The organism is Arthrobacter sp. 05T423 (assembly GCF_056396245.1).
Genome location: NZ_JBFTLC010000012.1, coordinates 1 through 15363, shown reverse-complemented (window position 1 = coordinate 15363; position 15363 = coordinate 1). Strand labels below are relative to the sequence as shown.

Sequence of the window (15363 nt, the reverse complement as noted above, 5' to 3'; positions counted from 1 at the left end):
ACGATCAGGAGGAAGGACGTCTCCCATGACCCAAACTCTTTCAAGCCCCAGCTGGTCCGAACCGGACCAGCCGGACGCCGCCATGTCGCCGTTCAAGCGGTTCGCGGCGCTCCCCGAGGCATCCGGGCTTTACAACCCTGAGCAGGAGAAGGACGCCTGCGGTCTTGCGATTATCGCCACCCTGCGCGGTGAGCCTGGCTACGACATTGTCGACGCCGCCCTTACCGCCCTGCGCAACCTCGAGCACCGCGGTGCCGTGGGTGCCGATGAGGGAACAGGTGACGGCGCCGGCCTCCTGATGCAGGTACCGGACGAGTTCTTCCGTGCCGTCACCGAATTCGAACTTCCGGCTCCCGGCCAGTACGTGGTGGGCACCGCCTTCCTGCCTGCCGAGCAGCGCGAGGCCAGCGCCGCGAAGGCCGGCATCGAGGGCCTGGCCGCCGACGAGGGACTGACCGTCCTGGGCTGGCGCGAGGTTCCCGTCGTCGCCGACCTGGTCGGTGCCATGGCGCGCGCCTGCATGCCCTACTTCTCCCAGCCCTTCTTCGCCTCGGCAACCGGCGAGCAGCTGGAACGCAACGACCTGGACGGCCGCGCCTGGCGCATCCGCAAGCGTGCCCAGAACAAGTTCGGCGTCTACTTCCCGTCGCTGTCCTCCCGGACCATCGTCTACAAGGGCATGCTGACCACGGCGCAGCTGGAGCCGTTCTACCCGGACCTGTCGGACAAGCGCTTCAAGACCAAGCTGGCGATCGTCCACTCGCGCTTCTCCACCAACACGTTCCCGTCCTGGCCGCTCGCCCAGCCGTTCCGCACCATCGCCCACAACGGTGAAATCAACACCGTCAAGGGCAACCGGAACTGGATGCGCGCCCGCCAGTCCCAGCTCGCCAACCCGCTGCTGGGCGATTCGCCGGAAGAGCTGTTCCCGATCTGCACCCCGGGCGCGTCCGACTCCGCGTCCTTCGACGAGGTTGCCGAACTGCTGTGGCTGTCCGGCCGCCCCATCACGCACTCGATCATGATGATGATCCCCGAGGCCTGGGAAAACCACGCCACGATGGATCCGGCACGCAAGGCGTTCTACGAGTACCACTCCCTCCTGATGGAACCCTGGGACGGCCCCGCCGCCGTGTCGTTCACCGACGGCAACCTCGTGGGCGCCACCCTGGACCGCAACGGCCTGCGCCCCGGCCGCTACTGGATCACCGAGGACGGCCTAGTGGTCTTCGCCTCCGAGGTGGGCGTGATCGACGTCGAACCTTCCAAGGTGGTTAAGAAGGGCCGCGTCTCGCCCGGCAAGATGTTCCTGGTGGACACCGAGGCGGGCCGCATCATCGGTGATGAGGAGGTCAAGGCCGAGGTTGCCGCGGCGAACCCCTGGGCCGAGTGGGTCAAGGACAACCTGATCGACCTCAACGAGCTGCCCGAACGTGAGCACGTGGTGCACACCGCCGCGTCCGTGAACATCCGCCAGCGCACCTTCGGCTACACCACCGAAGAGCTCAAGATCCTGCTTGGCCCGATGGCCCGCACCGGTGCCGAACCGCTGGGCGCCATGGGCTCCGACACCCCGGTGGCTGTGCTGTCCAAGCGCCCCCGCCTGCTCTTCGACTACTTCGTGCAGTCCTTCGCGCAGGTGACCAACCCGCCGCTGGACGCCATCCGTGAAGAGCTGGTCACCTCCCTGACCTGCGCCATCGGCCCCAACGGAAACCTCCTGGACACCAAGCAGGTGCGCCAGCCGCAGGTCTCCCTGCCGTTCCCGGTGATCAACAACGACCAGCTCGCCAAGATCGCCAACATCGAGAACGCCGACGGCGACAAGGTGGCCATGAAGGTCCGCGGCCTTTACCGCCCCGAGGGCGGCGAGAACGCGCTGCGTGCCCGGCTTACCGAAATCTGCGAGCAGGTGTCCGGTGCCATCAACCGCGGCGTGCAGTATGTGGTCCTCTCGGACCGCGACTCCAACGCCCAGTGGGCCCCGATTCCGTCCCTGCTGCTGGTCAGCGCCGTGCACCACCACCTGCTGCGCAGCGCCAACCGCACCAAGACCGCCCTGGTGGTCGAGGCCGGCGACGTCCGCGAGACGCACCACGTGGCAGTCCTCGTGGGCTACGGCGCGTCCGCCGTGAACCCGTACCTGGCCATGGAATCCGTCGAGCAGCTTATCGCTGCCGGCGACGTGGTGGGCGTGACCCCGCAGGACGGCGTTTACAACCTGATCAAGGGCCTCGGCAAGGGCGTCCTGAAGATCATGTCCAAGATGGGCATCTCCACCGTGGCGTCCTACACCGGCGCCCAGACGTTCGAAGCGCTTGGCCTCGGCCAGGAGCTGGTGGACGAATTCTTCGCCGGCACGCACTCCCAGCTGGGCGGCGTAGGTTTGGACGTCATCGCGGCCGAGGTTTCCGCGCGGCACCAGATGGCCTACCCGGACGGCGGCATCGAGCAGCCGCACCGGCCCCTGCTGGGCGGCGGCGAGTACCAGTGGCGCCGCGACGGCGAGCCGCACCTCTTCAACCCGGAGACGGTCTTCCGGCTGCAGCACGCCACGCGTGAGCGCCGTTACGACATCTTCAAGGCCTACACCAAGGGCGTGGACGACCAGTCCGAGAACCTGATGACCCTGCGCGGTCTGCTCAAGTTCAAGGACGGCGTGCGTCCCGCCGTGCCGCTCGAGGAAGTCGAGCCGGTCTCCAGCATCGTCAAGCGCTTCTCCACGGGTGCCATGAGCTACGGTTCCATCTCCAAGGAAGCCCACGAGACCCTTGCAATCGCCATGAACCGGCTGGGCGGCAAGTCCAACACCGGTGAGGGCGGCGAGGACGTGGACCGGCTGCTCGACCCGGAGCGCCGTTCCGCCGTCAAGCAGATTGCCTCGGGCCGCTTCGGCGTCACCAGCCTGTACCTGAGCAACGCGGACGACATCCAGATCAAGATGGCCCAGGGCGCCAAGCCCGGTGAAGGCGGCCAGCTGATGGCGCAGAAGGTCTACCCCTGGGTTGCCCGGACGCGCCACTCGACCCCCGGCGTCGGACTCATCTCCCCGCCCCCGCACCACGACATCTACTCGATCGAGGACCTCGCGCAGCTCATCTACGATGCGAAACGCGCCAACCCCTCGGCCCGGGTGCACGTCAAACTCGTCTCCGAGGTGGGCATCGGCACAGTTGCCGCCGGCGTTACCAAGGCCAAGGCCGACGTCGTGCTTGTTTCCGGGCACGACGGCGGTACCGGCGCCTCGCCGCTGAACTCGCTCAAGCACGCCGGTGTGCCGTGGGAGCTGGGTCTCGCAGAGACCCAGCAGACCCTCATGCTCAACGGCCTGCGCGACCGTGTGGTGGTGCAGGTGGACGGCCAGCTCAAGACCGGACGCGACGTCGTTATTGCCGCGCTGCTTGGCGGGGAGGAATTCGGCTTCGCCACCGCACCGCTGGTGGTTGAGGGCTGCATCATGATGCGCGTCTGCCACCTGGACACCTGCCCGGTGGGCGTGGCTACCCAGAACCCTGAGCTGCGCGCCCGCTTCAGCGGCAAGCCGGAGTTCGTGGTGAACTTCTTCGAGTTCCTGGCCGAGGAAGTCCGCGAGATCCTGGCGGAGCTCGGTTTCCGGAGCATCGAGGAGGCGATCGGCCACGCCGAAATGCTGGACACCCAGGAGGCCATCAGCCACTGGAAGGCAGAGGGCCTGGACCTGGATCCGATCCTGCACGGCCTTGAGTTCGACGACGACGCCCCGCTGCGGAACCTGACCGGCCAGAACCACGAGCTGGACAAGCACTTCGACCAGCGGCTCATCACCATGGCCGCAGAGGCGCTGACCGACCGTGCCCCGGTGAAGATCACGGTTGACGTCATCAACACCGACCGCTCGGTGGGCACCATGCTCGGCCACGTCGTGACCAAGACGTTCGGCACGGACGTGCTGGCCACGGACACGATCGATATCACGCTGAACGGCACCGCCGGGCAGTCGCTGGGAGCCTTCCTGCCTGCCGGCATCACGCTGCGCTTGTTCGGCGACTCCAACGACTACGTCGGCAAGGGTCTTTCCGGCGGCCGGATCATCGTCCGCCCGGACCGCACCAACGTGTTCCAGGCCGAGCGCAACGTGGTTGCCGGCAACGTGATCGGCTACGGCGCGACGAGCGGCGAGATGTTCCTGCGCGGCCAGGTGGGCGAACGCTTCCTGGTCCGCAACTCGGGCGCCACCGCGGTTGCTGAAGGGATCGGTGACCACGGCTGCGAGTACATGACCGGCGGCCAGACGCTGATCATCGGGCGCACCGGCCGCAACTTCGGCGCCGGCATGTCCGGCGGCACGGCCTACGTGCTGGACCTGCGGACCGAACGCGTCAACAAGCAGGCCCTCGAGTCCGGCGAACTCCAGCTCCTCGAGCTGGACGCCGAGGACCGCGACATCGTCCACGGCCTGCTGGTCAAGCACGTGGAGGAAACCGAATCCCAGCTGGCAGCGCGCCTGCTCGACAACTTCGACGACACCGCTGCCCGCATTACAAAGGTGCTGCCGCGCGACTACGCCGCAGTGCTGCAAACCCGTCTTGACGCCATCGAAGAGGGCCTCGACCCCGACGGCGAAGAAGTTTGGTCTCGAATCCTGGAGGTGACCGGTGGCTGATCCACGCGGATTTCTGAAAGTACGTCAGCGTGAAACCCAGCCGCGCCGTCCCGTTCCCGTCCGCATCATGGACTGGAAGGAAGTGTATGAGGCCCAGGAAAAGGGTGTCCTGAAGAGCCAGGCCGGCCGCTGCATGGACTGCGGCGTGCCGTTCTGCCACCAGGGCTGCCCGCTGGGGAACCTGATTCCCGAGTGGAACGACCTCATGTGGCGGGACAAGGGCGAGGAAGCGATTGAGCGGCTGCACGCCACCAACAACTTCCCCGAATGGACTGGCCGGCTGTGTCCCGCCCCGTGCGAGGCGTCCTGCGTGCTGGGGATTAACCAGCCTGCTGTGACCATCAAGCAGGTGGAGGTGTCCATCATCGATGAGGCGTTCGACAACGGCTGGGTCAACCCGCTGCCGCCGCACCGCCTCACTGGCAAGACGGTCGCCGTCGTCGGTTCCGGCCCTGCCGGCTTGGCGGCTGCACAGCAGCTGACCCGCGTGGGCCACACCGTGGCCGTGTACGAACGGGACGACAAGATCGGCGGCCTGCTGCGTTACGGCATTCCCGACTTCAAGATGGAAAAAGAGCAGGTGGACCGCCGGCTCGAGCAGATGAAGGCCGAAGGCACCCGCTTCCGCACCGGCGTCGCCGTCGGTTCGGACGTCACCTGGGAGCAGTTGCGCCGCCGCTACGACGCCGTGGTCATCGCCACGGGCGCCACGGTGCCGCGTGACCTGCCCATCCCGGGCCGGGACCTGGACGGCGTGCACTTCGCCATGGATTACCTGGTGCCTTCCAACCGCCTGGTGGCGGGGGAGTCCCCGGAGAACCACATCGACGCCCGCGGCAAGCACGTCGTAATCCTCGGCGGCGGCGACACCGGTGCGGACTGCATCGGCACGGCGCACCGCCACCAGGCTGCCTCGGTGACCACCCTGGCCATCGGCAAGCAGCCGCCGCTGGAGCGTGCCGGCCACCAGCCGTGGCCGACGTTCCCCACCGTCTTCGAGGTGGCCAGCGCCCACGAGGAAGGCGGTGAGCGCACGTACCTTGCCTCCACCGTGGAATTCGTGGGCGAGGACGGCAAGCTGACCGGTGTCAAGGTCGCGGAGACCGAATTCGTCGATGGCAAGCGCCTCCCCAAGGCCGGCACCGAGCGGATCATCCCTGCAGACCTGGTGTTCCTGTCGCTGGGCTTCACCGGAGCCGAACCGGCCGGCATCACCGAGCAGGTCAGCGCCGAGTTCGACGGCCGCGGCAACGTGGCCCGCGACGGGTACTACATGACCAACACCGAGGGTATCTTCGTGGCAGGAGACGCCGGCCGCGGACAGTCCCTGATCGTGTGGGCCATCGCCGAAGGCCGTGCCGCCGCGGCCGCGGTGGACAAGTACCTGATGGGCAGCACCATCCTTCCTGCACCCGTGGCTCCGACGGACCGCGCCATCGCCGTCCTGTAACGAGTCGTCCTGTGCGCCAAGGCGGGGATGGAATTCATCTCCGCGACAACTTAACCAATGCAAGTGACAAATAGGGTAGGTATATGAGACGCGCAAAGATTGTGGCCACCTTCGGACCGGCCATTGCCAGCTATGAAAACACCCTCGCGGTGCTGGAAGCCGGCGTTGATGTAGCCCGCATGAACATGAGCCACGGCGACTACTCCGTGCATGACAACACCTATGAAAATGTCCGGAAGGCCGCGTCCGACCTGAGCAAGGCCGTCGCGATCATGGCTGACCTGCAGGGCCCCAAGATCCGCCTGGGCCGCTTCGTCGACGGTCCGCACCAGCTGGCCGTGGGGGACATCTTCACGATCACCACAGAGGACGTGCCCGGCACCAAGGACATCTGCTCCACCACGCTCAAGAGCCTCACCGAAGACGTCAACCCGGGCGATGCGCTGCTGATCGACGACGGCAAGGTGGCGCTGCGCGCCATCGAGGTGGACGACGTGAAGGTTGTCGCCAAGGTGACCGTTGGCGGCATGGTGTCCAACAACAAGGGCATCAACCTCCCGGGCGTTGCCGTCAACGTCCCCGCACTGAGCGAAAAGGACGAGGATGACCTGCGCTGGGCCATCCGCCGCGGTGTGGACCTCGTCGCGCTGTCCTTCGTCCGTGACGCGGGCGACATCAAGCGCGTCCACGAGATTATGGATGAAGAAGGCCGCCGCGTTCCGGTGATCGCCAAGATCGAAAAGCCCCAGGCCGTGGAGCAACTCCACGAAATCATCGACGCGTTCGACGCGATCATGGTGGCCCGTGGCGACCTCGGCGTGGAGCTTCCGCTGGAGGAGGTGCCGATCGTTCAGAAGCGCGCCATCGAACTGGCACGCCGCTGGGCCAAGCCGGTCATCGTGGCCACCCAGGTGCTCGAGTCCATGATCGACAACCCGCGCCCCACCCGCGCCGAGGCCTCCGACTGCGCCAACGCGGTGCTCGACGGCGCCGACGCGGTCATGCTCTCCGGCGAGACCAGCGTGGGCAAGTACCCGATTGAGACGGTCAAGACCATGGCCCGGATCATCGAGTCCACGGAGGAGCACGGCCTGGAGCGCGTCCCCCCGCTGGGCACCAAGCCCAAGACCCGCGGTGGCGCCATCACCCGTGCCGCCGTCGAAATCGCCGACCAGCTGGACGCCAAGTACATCTGTACGTTCACGCAGTCCGGTGACTCGGCGCGCCGCCTGTCCCGTCTTCGCCCGATCAAGCCGGTCTTCGCGTTCACTCCGGTGGAGCACGTGTGGAACCAGTTGGCTCTGACCTGGGGCATCCAGCCGCAACTGGTTGCCATGGTGGGCCACACTGATGAAATGACCGCACAGGTGGACCGCAGCCTGCTGGACATGGGACTGGTGGAAGACGGCGATCTCGTGGTCATCGCTGCCGGTTCCCCTCCCGGAAAGGCGGGTTCGACCAACTCGCTGAAGGTCCACAAGGTGGGCGACCTCGCGGACACCCCGCGCCTCGGCGAAGCCGCCGAGAAGAAGGAAAAGCTCGGCCCGTGGCCGGAAAAGAAGAAGAGGAACAAGGACAAGGCTGCCGCGGCTCCCGCTGAGTAGCCAGACCTGAAAGGGAGGATCCCCGCCACCAGTTCACCGGTGGCCGGGGTCCTCCCTTTTTGTTGTCTCGTCACTGGAAAGCGGAAGGACCCGGCGCGCTGCCGGGTCCTTCCTGTGCGTTGCTTGTGGCGTTAGTTGACCTGGTTGATGATGGTCTCGGCCACTTCGCGCATGCTCAGGCGGCGGTCCATTGAGGTTTTCTGGATCCAGCGGAAAGCTTCCGGCTCCGTCAGGCCCATCTTGGTGGTCAGCAGGCTCTTGGCGCGTTCCACGAGCTTACGGGTGGCGAACTGCTCCTGCAGGTCGGTGACCTCGGCTTCGAGGGCCTTGATCTCCTCGTGCCGGGAGAGGGCGATCTCCAGTGCGGGGATCAGGTCGGCCGGAGTGAACGGCTTCACCACGTAGGCCATGGCGCCCGCGTCGCGGGCGCGCTCCACGAGTTCCTTCTGGCTGAAGGCGGTCAACAGGACCACAGGGGCGATACGTGCCTTGACGATCTTCTCGGCCGCTGAGATGCCGTCCATGACGGGCATCTTGACGTCCATGAGGACCAGGTCCGGCTTGAGCTCCTCGGCCAGCTGCACGGCCTTCTCGCCGTTGTCGGCCTCGCCGATGACGTCGTAGCCTTCGCCGCGCAGGATTTCGATGATGTCCAGGCGGATGAGGGTTTCGTCTTCGGCCACAACGACGCGGCGCGCCGGCTGGGACGTTTTGTTTGACTCCGTCGGTTCTGACACGGGATCTCCTTGAAAAGGTACGGCGGGACTATGACCATCTTAGTTGGGCCCCGCGCTTGTACTTGGATCGGCATGGCTTGTTGCGACGGCGGTGGCGCGATTCTGGGTTTTAGCCTATCTGCATGTAGAGTAAATCCGCGCACTGGTAGTGGCTGCGTTGATCACACTTCGTTGTGAGCCTACGATTGTTACTCCGTGTACTCCGCGCCCGAGTGGCGGAATTGGCAGACGCGCCGCACTCAAAATGCGGTATCGAAAGGTGTGTGGGTTCGAGTCCCACCTCGGGCACAGTGTTTTCGCAGGTCAGCGGCTTTCTCGCCGCTGGGTGTGGACAAATCTACGAAAAGTGTGGACAGCGGCGTAGCATTTTGCCCATGGCCAGCATTAAAAGGCGCACCAAAAAGGACGGCTCCACCTCGTTCATGGTCTGCTGGCGTGACCCTGCAACGCGCAAAGAGCACGGCATCACTTTCGCGACTGAAGCAGAAGCGACCACCCTAAAGCGTCTCCTCGATGCCAATAACCAGTCGTTCGAAATCGCGCAGCATGCGATGGTTCAGAACCAGACCAAGGCACCGACGGTCGCCGCCGTCATCCAGGAGCACATCGATCTGCTGGTGCGCCCGTCTGTGGGGACTGTCCAGACGTACCAAACGATGTTGAAGCTGCACATTACCGACGTCATAGGGCACATTCCGGTCGACAAGCTTGATTACCGGCACATGACGTACTGGATCAAATCGATGCAGGCGAAGGGCCGGTCGCCCAAAACCATCAAGAACAATCACGGTTTGATCTACGCCGCCATGGAAACCGCCGTGATGCTGCGCTACCGGAAGGACAATCCGTGCCGCGGGGTCCAGCTTCCGTCCGGCGAGAAAGCAGAGGACGAAGCCCGTTTCCTGACTCACGCTGAGTTCGGGCTCATCCTCGAGGGTATGGGGGAGAGGTACAAGGCTTTCACGGAGTTCCTGGTCATGACTGGAACCAGATTCGGCGAGGCAACTGCGGTGACCGTGGCCGACGTCGACCTCACGTCCAAGCCCCCGACAATCCGAATCAACAAAGCGTGGAAGCGCGGGAAAGAATCGGAGTACTACATCGGCGCGACAAAGACCGGTGCCGGAAAGAGGACAGTCTCACTCAACCCACATCTGGTGGACGTTCTTGTTCCCCTGGTGGCCAGCCGTCCTGGCAAGGAGCTCCTGTTTACCACCCCCAAGGGTGAACGGATCATTCACAAGCTTTACTGGCATCACTACTGGGTCCCTGCTGTGAAGGCGGCACAGGCCAGAGGGCTCACCAAGGAACCCCGCATCCACGATCTGCGCCATACGCATGCGTCCTGGCTGATTCAGGACGGCGTTTCGTTGTTTACAGTGTCCCGGCGGCTCGGGCATGCATCCACTCGAACAACGGAGCAGGTGTACGGGCACCTGATGCCGCAGGCCCTCCAGGACGCCGCCGATGCAGTGGAACGATCCGCCGCCATCTGGCGCAGCTAAATGGACCACGGCAGCTAGGAGGTTTTCTGCCGTGCCTGTGCCCGGGTTCCAATTACTCTGACGGACGTTGGCGATTGCGCGGTCCTCCGGACTTCACGCAACAGAGCAATCTCTTTCAAGTGCACTGACGTAAACACGATCTTCCCCTTGCCCCAGACAGAGTGGGGGAACTCGCCCTTTGCAGCCCCGTCCCGGAGCCACGCCTCTGAGCACTTTAGAACCGAAGCAGCCTCGGCTGGTTCGAAGAATTCGAGTTTCATGCCGTCTTCGATCCCCTCGTCATCGTGGAGCGGCGCCCGTTGTGGGGCCTGCTCTAGCTCATGGACGGGGTGGCGGCCGTCTGCATGACCGGACGCGTTATTCCTCGGCGTGCAGGGCGAGCCAGGCGGCAAAGTCGCTGCGGCTGATCCGCAGGTGGCGGCCAATGCGGTACGCGCGCGGTCCAACGTGTTTGGCACGCCACTGATAGAAGGTCTGCTCGGGGATCTGCAGCAGCGCGCAGATCTCTTTCGGCGTTAGCCAAGTTTCGTCTGTGGTGTCGATGCTTCGGCCGCGTTTTGGAAGTGAGGTCATCTGGGTCTCCGTCGTGCTTGCCAGCACGATGGCCAGCTCGGTTCTTAGTTCATGGGCGAAGGGCCGACGGTCGGCATGATCTGGGCGCTGAAGCTTTCCGCGAGCGCTTCCACCTGTCGCTGGACCTGCTCTGCCGAGGCGTCGAATTGATCGGACGAGCGTTGTACCAGGCCGGCGCGGCCCAAGAGAGTGAGCTGTCGGCGAATCGTGGACGGCGAAGCTCGGAGGCCCGTTCCGATTTGGCCACAGGTCGACGGGCCGTTCCTCAGAAGGAAGCGGATGATTTGGCTTCGCGTTCGGTTCATCAGGATATTCGACATGGAGAGACCACAACCCAAGAAGTATGCGGGACCTGCTGCTGTAGACGGGTCTACAGCAGCAGGTTACTCTCGCCGAGATCATGTTGGAAGAGGCTCGCCGGGGAAATGATGCAACGGAACCGCTAGCTGATGGGCTGATGATGCCTGACGAGCAAGGAGAATGTCATGGATGACCATCCACAGGTTAAGGCCTTCCGGGATGCGGCCGGGATGCTCCGTGCTGAGCGCTATTGGGGCTTCGACTCAAAGGAAGAACAAACAGAGCTCTTACGCGCGCTAAAAGACGTGCTGACGGAGGTCTGCTTCCATCTGGATGCCCATGGGGTGTTGCCGCAGGCTGTCCTACGGATGTGGCAGGCTATGGCCGCTCCGGGGATCCAAGGATTACCCGTGCGGCCATCGTCTGGTCTCGTGTTGATCTCTTACCTTGACGGTCGGATCGAGCAGTTGATTGCCGAGTCAAACGACTCAGGGAATACTGGGGCGGAGGGGAGTTCCAGACCTTGACCAAGCCAACTGGCCCCCGTCCGCTGAACGAGGAGTGTGGGCAATGCGGGGTGCCGAGTCTGGGCGCGGCGATGCGTTGTCTCCTCAAGCTCAGCTGGCGCGCCGGCTAAACCTGCTGCTGGATGCGGCGGTCGCCGAGCGGGGGAAGCCGGTGACGTTCAGGGAAGTTCAGGCCGAGCTTGCGGCCAGGGGGATCAAGCTTTCCCGAGCGCGGTGGTTCTATATGAAAGAGGGGACCGGGCGCCTGGTTAGCGACCCGGTTTTGCTCTCCGGGCTATGCAGTATTTTCAAGGTCAATCCCTCGTATCTGATCGACGACGATACTGAACTGCCCGAGCGCATCGACTCGCAGCTGGAATTCGTTAAGTCTCTCCGGGCTGCTCGCGTAAAGTCCTTCGCCGCTCGAACCCTGGGGGACGTATCCCCCGAGACTTTGAGGGCCATCTCTGAGTACTTGAATAGGGATATTGGGCGCCATCCCGAAGGTGAGCAGGCGGCCGCTAGTCCTCCAGAAGATACTCAAGATGGGCAGCCAACAGTTCCCTGATTCGTGCGGGATTTGTTGAATACCGTGGTGAGCGGCCATGCCGCCGGCCTGGTTCCACGTCGACGACGACGGCGCCCGACTCCTCCAGTGCAAGCAGGTGCTTCGCGACACTGGGTTCGCCAGCGCTAACTGAAGCGACGATGTCACCTCGGGTGGCGGGGCCGTGTGCGGAAAGATAGCGGAGGATTTCGTTGCGTGCCCTATTGCCGAATGTAGCCACTGCAGCCTCGACGTCGGCAGACCATGCTTCGTCGTGTGGCTGGGTAATCCTTGGCATAAGACCATTCTTATCGAACGCCACTCAAAAAGTAAGACTTGGAGTCTTGACGATACTTTAAGTATCTTTGACAATAGTTTCCATAGTCTTTTCGTAGTTGTGGTTGGCCTTGGTTCTTGGCCGCCGCACCCCAGGCGCCTGACTTGGTGCTGACGCCGGACTCATTGGATTGTCTACTCGAAGCGGTGAAGACCATGAGAGTCGAAACCAGGGCAGATCAGGCCCAGAACGAACAAGCAACCAAGATTTACGTTGATGTCTCCCTACGCCGCGCTCCGGAGCCCGCCGCGCTCGCAGTTCCTGTGGATCAGATCATGGTCGCCGTCGACAGTGTGCGTGGATATGTCATTTCGCACCTCGGTCGCATTGGCCGGGCGTCCGATGCGGACGACGTTATGCAAGACATTCGAGTCGCGGTCTGGGAAGGAGTAACGCGAGGCCGTTACCGCCAGCTGCCCGGAGTTCCCTTCGCCGCATGGGTGCAGGGCGTCTGCTGCAACGTCTGCGCCGCGTACATCCGCCGCGAATTGAGCCGTCAGACGCTTCCCCTCCTCATGGAACCGGACTGCGGCGAAGGAGCGGCGTCACTGGATGCTGTGGACTTTCTCGGTTTTGACAGGGTCGGGGACCGAAGTGCAGAGAAAGTTGTTGATCAGGACTGGGCTCGGACGATCATTGAGTTGACGCGTTCGAGCGTTCCTCCGGGAGTCTGGGAACTTGCCGTGGTTAGTCTCACCGGACCTCGCCAGTACGGTCTACCGTCGAACCAGGACCGCCGCCGGTGGCGTGCGGTCACTGTGGTCCGCCAGACGGCACGGACCGTCCAACACGCACTAGAGGTTGAGCCAACGGCCGTCGGCAACATCAACGACGTGTGCGAGCAGGCCGTAGCCTGCCTGCCAACCCCTGTGCTCCGACGAACTGCCGCCACCATTGTTCGTCCAGGACTCCGAGGGCCAGAACGAGCCCGGGCATTGCAAGCCGTGGCCGCAGAGCTTGGCGTGACCGAACGCTACGTGGCCGTACAAATCGGTTTCGCCCGACGGCTGTATCAAGCCTCGTGGCGGATCATCCGTGCCGGCATGCTACGCGCTCGCTGATCATGCATGAAGCCGGTCCTCTTGCAATGAGCAGGTGAGGAGGCTGATATGTGGTTATCGCGAAGAAGCTCGCTCTCTGGTTCTAGCAGCAGGCGTCGATGGTGGTTTATCGTCATCGTCCTTGCGGCCCTAGCCACGGTCATCTTCGTTCTGTCCCGCCCTCCACAGGGGCCCGCCGCGGAACCGGATCCGCCACGGCCGAGTGAAACGACACCGGACGCTGCGACGGGCACCTCGCCGACGCCGACGGCGGTAGTTCCATCGCCGGCGCCCACCGTCGACGGCAACGATGTTTCGGCTTCACCTCGGACCACCGACTATCGCAGGCTAGCCGCCACGGCAGCCAAGACGATCTATACCTGGGACACCCGTAACTCAACGTATTCTGAGGTCTACTCACGGCTTCGTGACTGGTGGAATGTGCTGCCGGACGGATCCAATCCACTTACGGTGTTGGTGCAAGAGTTCGAAGCCACGGGGGTAAACGCCGGAACATATGCGTCCTTAGCAGGGCAACAGGCCCGCCGAACTGCAGCGGTCCAGTCTCTGCGCTGCGACTTCGAGTTGGCGAAGGTGCGGGAGCGGCCGGCGCCTTGGGCGGGACTGCACGTGTGCACCGTCTCGCTTCGCGTTCTGGACCAAACGAGCTCTTCCCGGAACATGTACATAGCGCCCGTGAGCGTCATGATGAATTGTCCACCGGCCGACATGGCTCCTCCAGATCATTGCGTCATGGTCGGGTTCTACGCTGCGGCCAACAGGATCGTCTACTGATGCCGGCACCCGCCATTCTTGCGGCTCTAGCCAGGCGTCGTCTAATTTTTCGGGCCTCGGTGGCAGCAGCCACAGCCCTGGTTATGGTGGGCACTGTGGCGTTTTCCGCCTGCATTGCGGCCCTCGGCCTCAACCCCGTGGCCAGCTCGCCTGTATGTCTCTCAGCCAGCCCGGGGACCGATCCACTGAGCGTTGGTTCTGACAGCCAAAGTCCAGCGAGTCTGTCTGTCCGCCAATCTGTCGTTGCAAGGCAGTACATCTCAGTCGGAAAGCAACTGGGCGTACCTCGCGATGGCCAGATCATCGCGATCATGATGGCTTTGCAGGAATCCAGTCTCAGAGTGCTGGCGAACTCGAACGTTCCTGCCTCGCTACGATTCCCGCATGACGGCGTCGGCAGCGACCATGATTCCCTCGGCACTGCCCAACAACGTCCGGCGGCTGGTTGGGGGTCCATCGGGCAACTGATGGACCCCGCGTACAACGTGAGAGCCTTCTATGGCGGCCCAAGCGGACCAAATCACGGCAGCCCTCGCGGGTTGCTGGACATCCCGGGCTGGCAGTTCATGAGTAAAGGCCAGGCTGCACAGGCCGTCCAAGTGTCGGCGTTTCCCGAACTATATGCCCGATGGGAGCCGGAGGCTTCTGCCATAGTTGATGCACTGTCGGGCAGTGTCACCTCGTATCCCTGCACAGACTCGACGAGTGCCTCGCAGCCAATGCTTCAGCGCACCAATTTGAGCCAGATCCGAAAAGATATTCTGCGGTTTACGCAAGAAGGCGTCGGCGGCACATACGTGTGGGGCGGCACAGCTTTCAAGGCGTGGGACTGCTCAGGCTATGTCCAGTGGATATACCGGCGGGCAGGAATCAACCTGCCACGCGTGGAGCAATGGAGGGTGGGCGTAAGGACTCGCACTCCGCAACCAGGAGATCTCGTGGTGCAGAACGCACAGGGCCCGAACAACTGGGGACACGTGGGCATTTACGCCGGCGACGGCAAAATGTACAGCGCGCTCAATCCTGCGGTCGGCACGTTGCTGCACCCGATCACCTGGAACTCGCATACGGCATATTTTGATCTACTGAAGTGAAGGTGGTCTAGGTGACGGCAGGCTCTCCTGGCGTTAGGGCCACCGGTTCCTTATCCGGGTTGGACGTGTCCAAGATGGCGTCTACTAAGAAAACGAAGGTGACCTCCCTGGGGAAATTGGGGTGAGGTTGGGCTCGAATCCGAGCGCGAGCATTCGGCGTTGGAGGCGATTTCTGGCGCGTTCGGGGTTTGTTTTGTCGTAATGATCGATGCCGAGTTCGTCGTAGGCTAGGC

General features: G+C 63.6%; 12 protein-coding genes and 1 tRNA gene. 9 read left to right on the top strand and 4 right to left on the bottom strand.

The genetic code is table 11. The features are described from left to right. Positions 1-25: 25 nt before the first annotated feature. The 3 genes from gltB to pyk all read left to right on the top strand — a co-directional run bounded on the left by gltB (position 26) and on the right by pyk (position 7696). Positions 26-4642 (top strand): glutamate synthase large subunit, encoded by a 4617-nt coding sequence (gltB, locus tag AC1DFE_RS11005; RefSeq protein WP_476905920.1) that lies wholly within the window; start codon positions 26-28, stop codon positions 4640-4642. Further along, entirely contained in the window at positions 4635-6092 is a 1458-nt protein-coding gene (locus AC1DFE_RS11000) for a glutamate synthase subunit beta (RefSeq protein ID WP_476905919.1), read from the top strand. Before gltB ends, AC1DFE_RS11000 begins: the two co-directional genes overlap by 8 nt. An 83-nt stretch (positions 6093-6175) precedes the next feature. Then, the gene (gene pyk / locus AC1DFE_RS10995) at positions 6176-7696 is read left to right on the top strand and encodes a pyruvate kinase (protein WP_476905918.1); all 1521 of its coding nucleotides are present in this window, start codon (positions 6176-6178) and stop codon (positions 7694-7696) included. Between the two features lie 131 nt (positions 7697-7827). Here pyk and AC1DFE_RS10990 read toward each other — a convergent pair whose 3' ends face one another. Beyond that, complete coding sequence (locus AC1DFE_RS10990) at positions 7828-8433, bottom strand: ANTAR domain-containing response regulator (protein ID WP_306922492.1); 606 nt, start codon at positions 8431-8433, stop codon at positions 7828-7830. 206 nt (positions 8434-8639) lie between these two features. Between AC1DFE_RS10990 and AC1DFE_RS10985 the strand changes: the two genes are divergently transcribed. Both AC1DFE_RS10985 and AC1DFE_RS10980 read left to right on the top strand, forming a co-directional pair. Beyond that, positions 8640-8721 (top strand) — tRNA-Leu (locus tag AC1DFE_RS10985). Between the two features lie 86 nt (positions 8722-8807). Further along, positions 8808-9938, top strand: a complete 1131-nt coding sequence (locus AC1DFE_RS10980; protein ID WP_476905917.1) for a tyrosine-type recombinase/integrase — start codon at positions 8808-8810, stop codon at positions 9936-9938. 357 nt (positions 9939-10295) lie between these two features. Here AC1DFE_RS10980 and AC1DFE_RS10975 read toward each other — a convergent pair whose 3' ends face one another. Further along, a complete protein-coding gene (locus AC1DFE_RS10975; protein WP_476905916.1) occupies positions 10296-10511 on the bottom strand; it encodes a helix-turn-helix domain-containing protein in 216 nt (71 codons plus the stop codon). Positions 10512-10555: 44 nt separating this feature from the next. Then, positions 10556-10816: an ArsR family transcriptional regulator gene (locus AC1DFE_RS10970; protein ID WP_476906008.1), complete on the bottom strand. Its 261-nt coding sequence runs from the start codon at positions 10814-10816 to the stop codon at positions 10556-10558. Positions 10817-10996: 180 nt separating this feature from the next. On the opposite strand from AC1DFE_RS10970, the gene AC1DFE_RS10965 reads away from it, so the two are divergent. Continuing rightward, positions 10997-11338, top strand: coding sequence for a hypothetical protein (locus AC1DFE_RS10965; RefSeq protein ID WP_476905915.1), 342 nt, complete (start codon positions 10997-10999; stop codon positions 11336-11338). A 43-nt stretch (positions 11339-11381) separates the two neighbouring features. Then, a complete protein-coding gene (locus AC1DFE_RS10960; RefSeq protein ID WP_476905914.1) occupies positions 11382-11885 on the top strand; it encodes a hypothetical protein in 504 nt (167 codons plus the stop codon). Here AC1DFE_RS10960 and AC1DFE_RS10955 read toward each other — a convergent pair. Then, positions 11839-12162, bottom strand: a complete 324-nt coding sequence (locus tag AC1DFE_RS10955; RefSeq protein ID WP_354261531.1) for an ArsR/SmtB family transcription factor — start codon at positions 12160-12162, stop codon at positions 11839-11841. The genes AC1DFE_RS10960 and AC1DFE_RS10955 overlap by 47 nt on opposite strands. A 143-nt stretch (positions 12163-12305) precedes the next feature. Here AC1DFE_RS10955 and AC1DFE_RS10950 point away from each other — a divergent pair, with 143 nt between their 5' ends. Together AC1DFE_RS10950 and AC1DFE_RS10945 are read left to right on the top strand one after the other, a co-directional pair. Then, positions 12306-13262, top strand: coding sequence for an RNA polymerase sigma factor (locus tag AC1DFE_RS10950; protein ID WP_476905913.1), 957 nt, complete (start codon positions 12306-12308; stop codon positions 13260-13262). Positions 13263-14131: 869 nt separating this feature from the next. Then, entirely contained in the window at positions 14132-15130 is a 999-nt protein-coding gene (locus tag AC1DFE_RS10945) for a C40 family peptidase (RefSeq protein WP_476905912.1), read from the top strand. Positions 15131-15363 lie beyond the last annotated feature (233 nt).

What these genes read in the sequence shown, in the direction of transcription:
- gltB (WP_476905920.1), top strand. Translation starts at nt 26, where the DNA reads ATGACCCAAACTCTTTCAAGCCCCAGCTGGTCCGAACCGGACCAGCCG.
- AC1DFE_RS10975 (WP_476905916.1), bottom strand. Translation starts at nt 10,511, where the DNA reads ATGACCTCACTTCCAAAACGCGGCCGAAGCATCGACACCACAGACGAA.
- pyk (WP_476905918.1), top strand. Translation starts at nt 6,176, where the DNA reads ATGAGACGCGCAAAGATTGTGGCCACCTTCGGACCGGCCATTGCCAGC.
- AC1DFE_RS10960 (WP_476905914.1), top strand. Translation starts at nt 11,382, where the DNA reads ATGCGGGGTGCCGAGTCTGGGCGCGGCGATGCGTTGTCTCCTCAAGCT.
- AC1DFE_RS10970 (WP_476906008.1), bottom strand. Translation starts at nt 10,816, where the DNA reads ATGAACCGAACGCGAAGCCAAATCATCCGCTTCCTTCTGAGGAACGGC.
- AC1DFE_RS10965 (WP_476905915.1), top strand. Translation starts at nt 10,997, where the DNA reads ATGGATGACCATCCACAGGTTAAGGCCTTCCGGGATGCGGCCGGGATG.
- AC1DFE_RS10980 (WP_476905917.1), top strand. Translation starts at nt 8,808, where the DNA reads ATGGCCAGCATTAAAAGGCGCACCAAAAAGGACGGCTCCACCTCGTTC.
- AC1DFE_RS10955 (WP_354261531.1), bottom strand. Translation starts at nt 12,162, where the DNA reads ATGCCAAGGATTACCCAGCCACACGACGAAGCATGGTCTGCCGACGTC.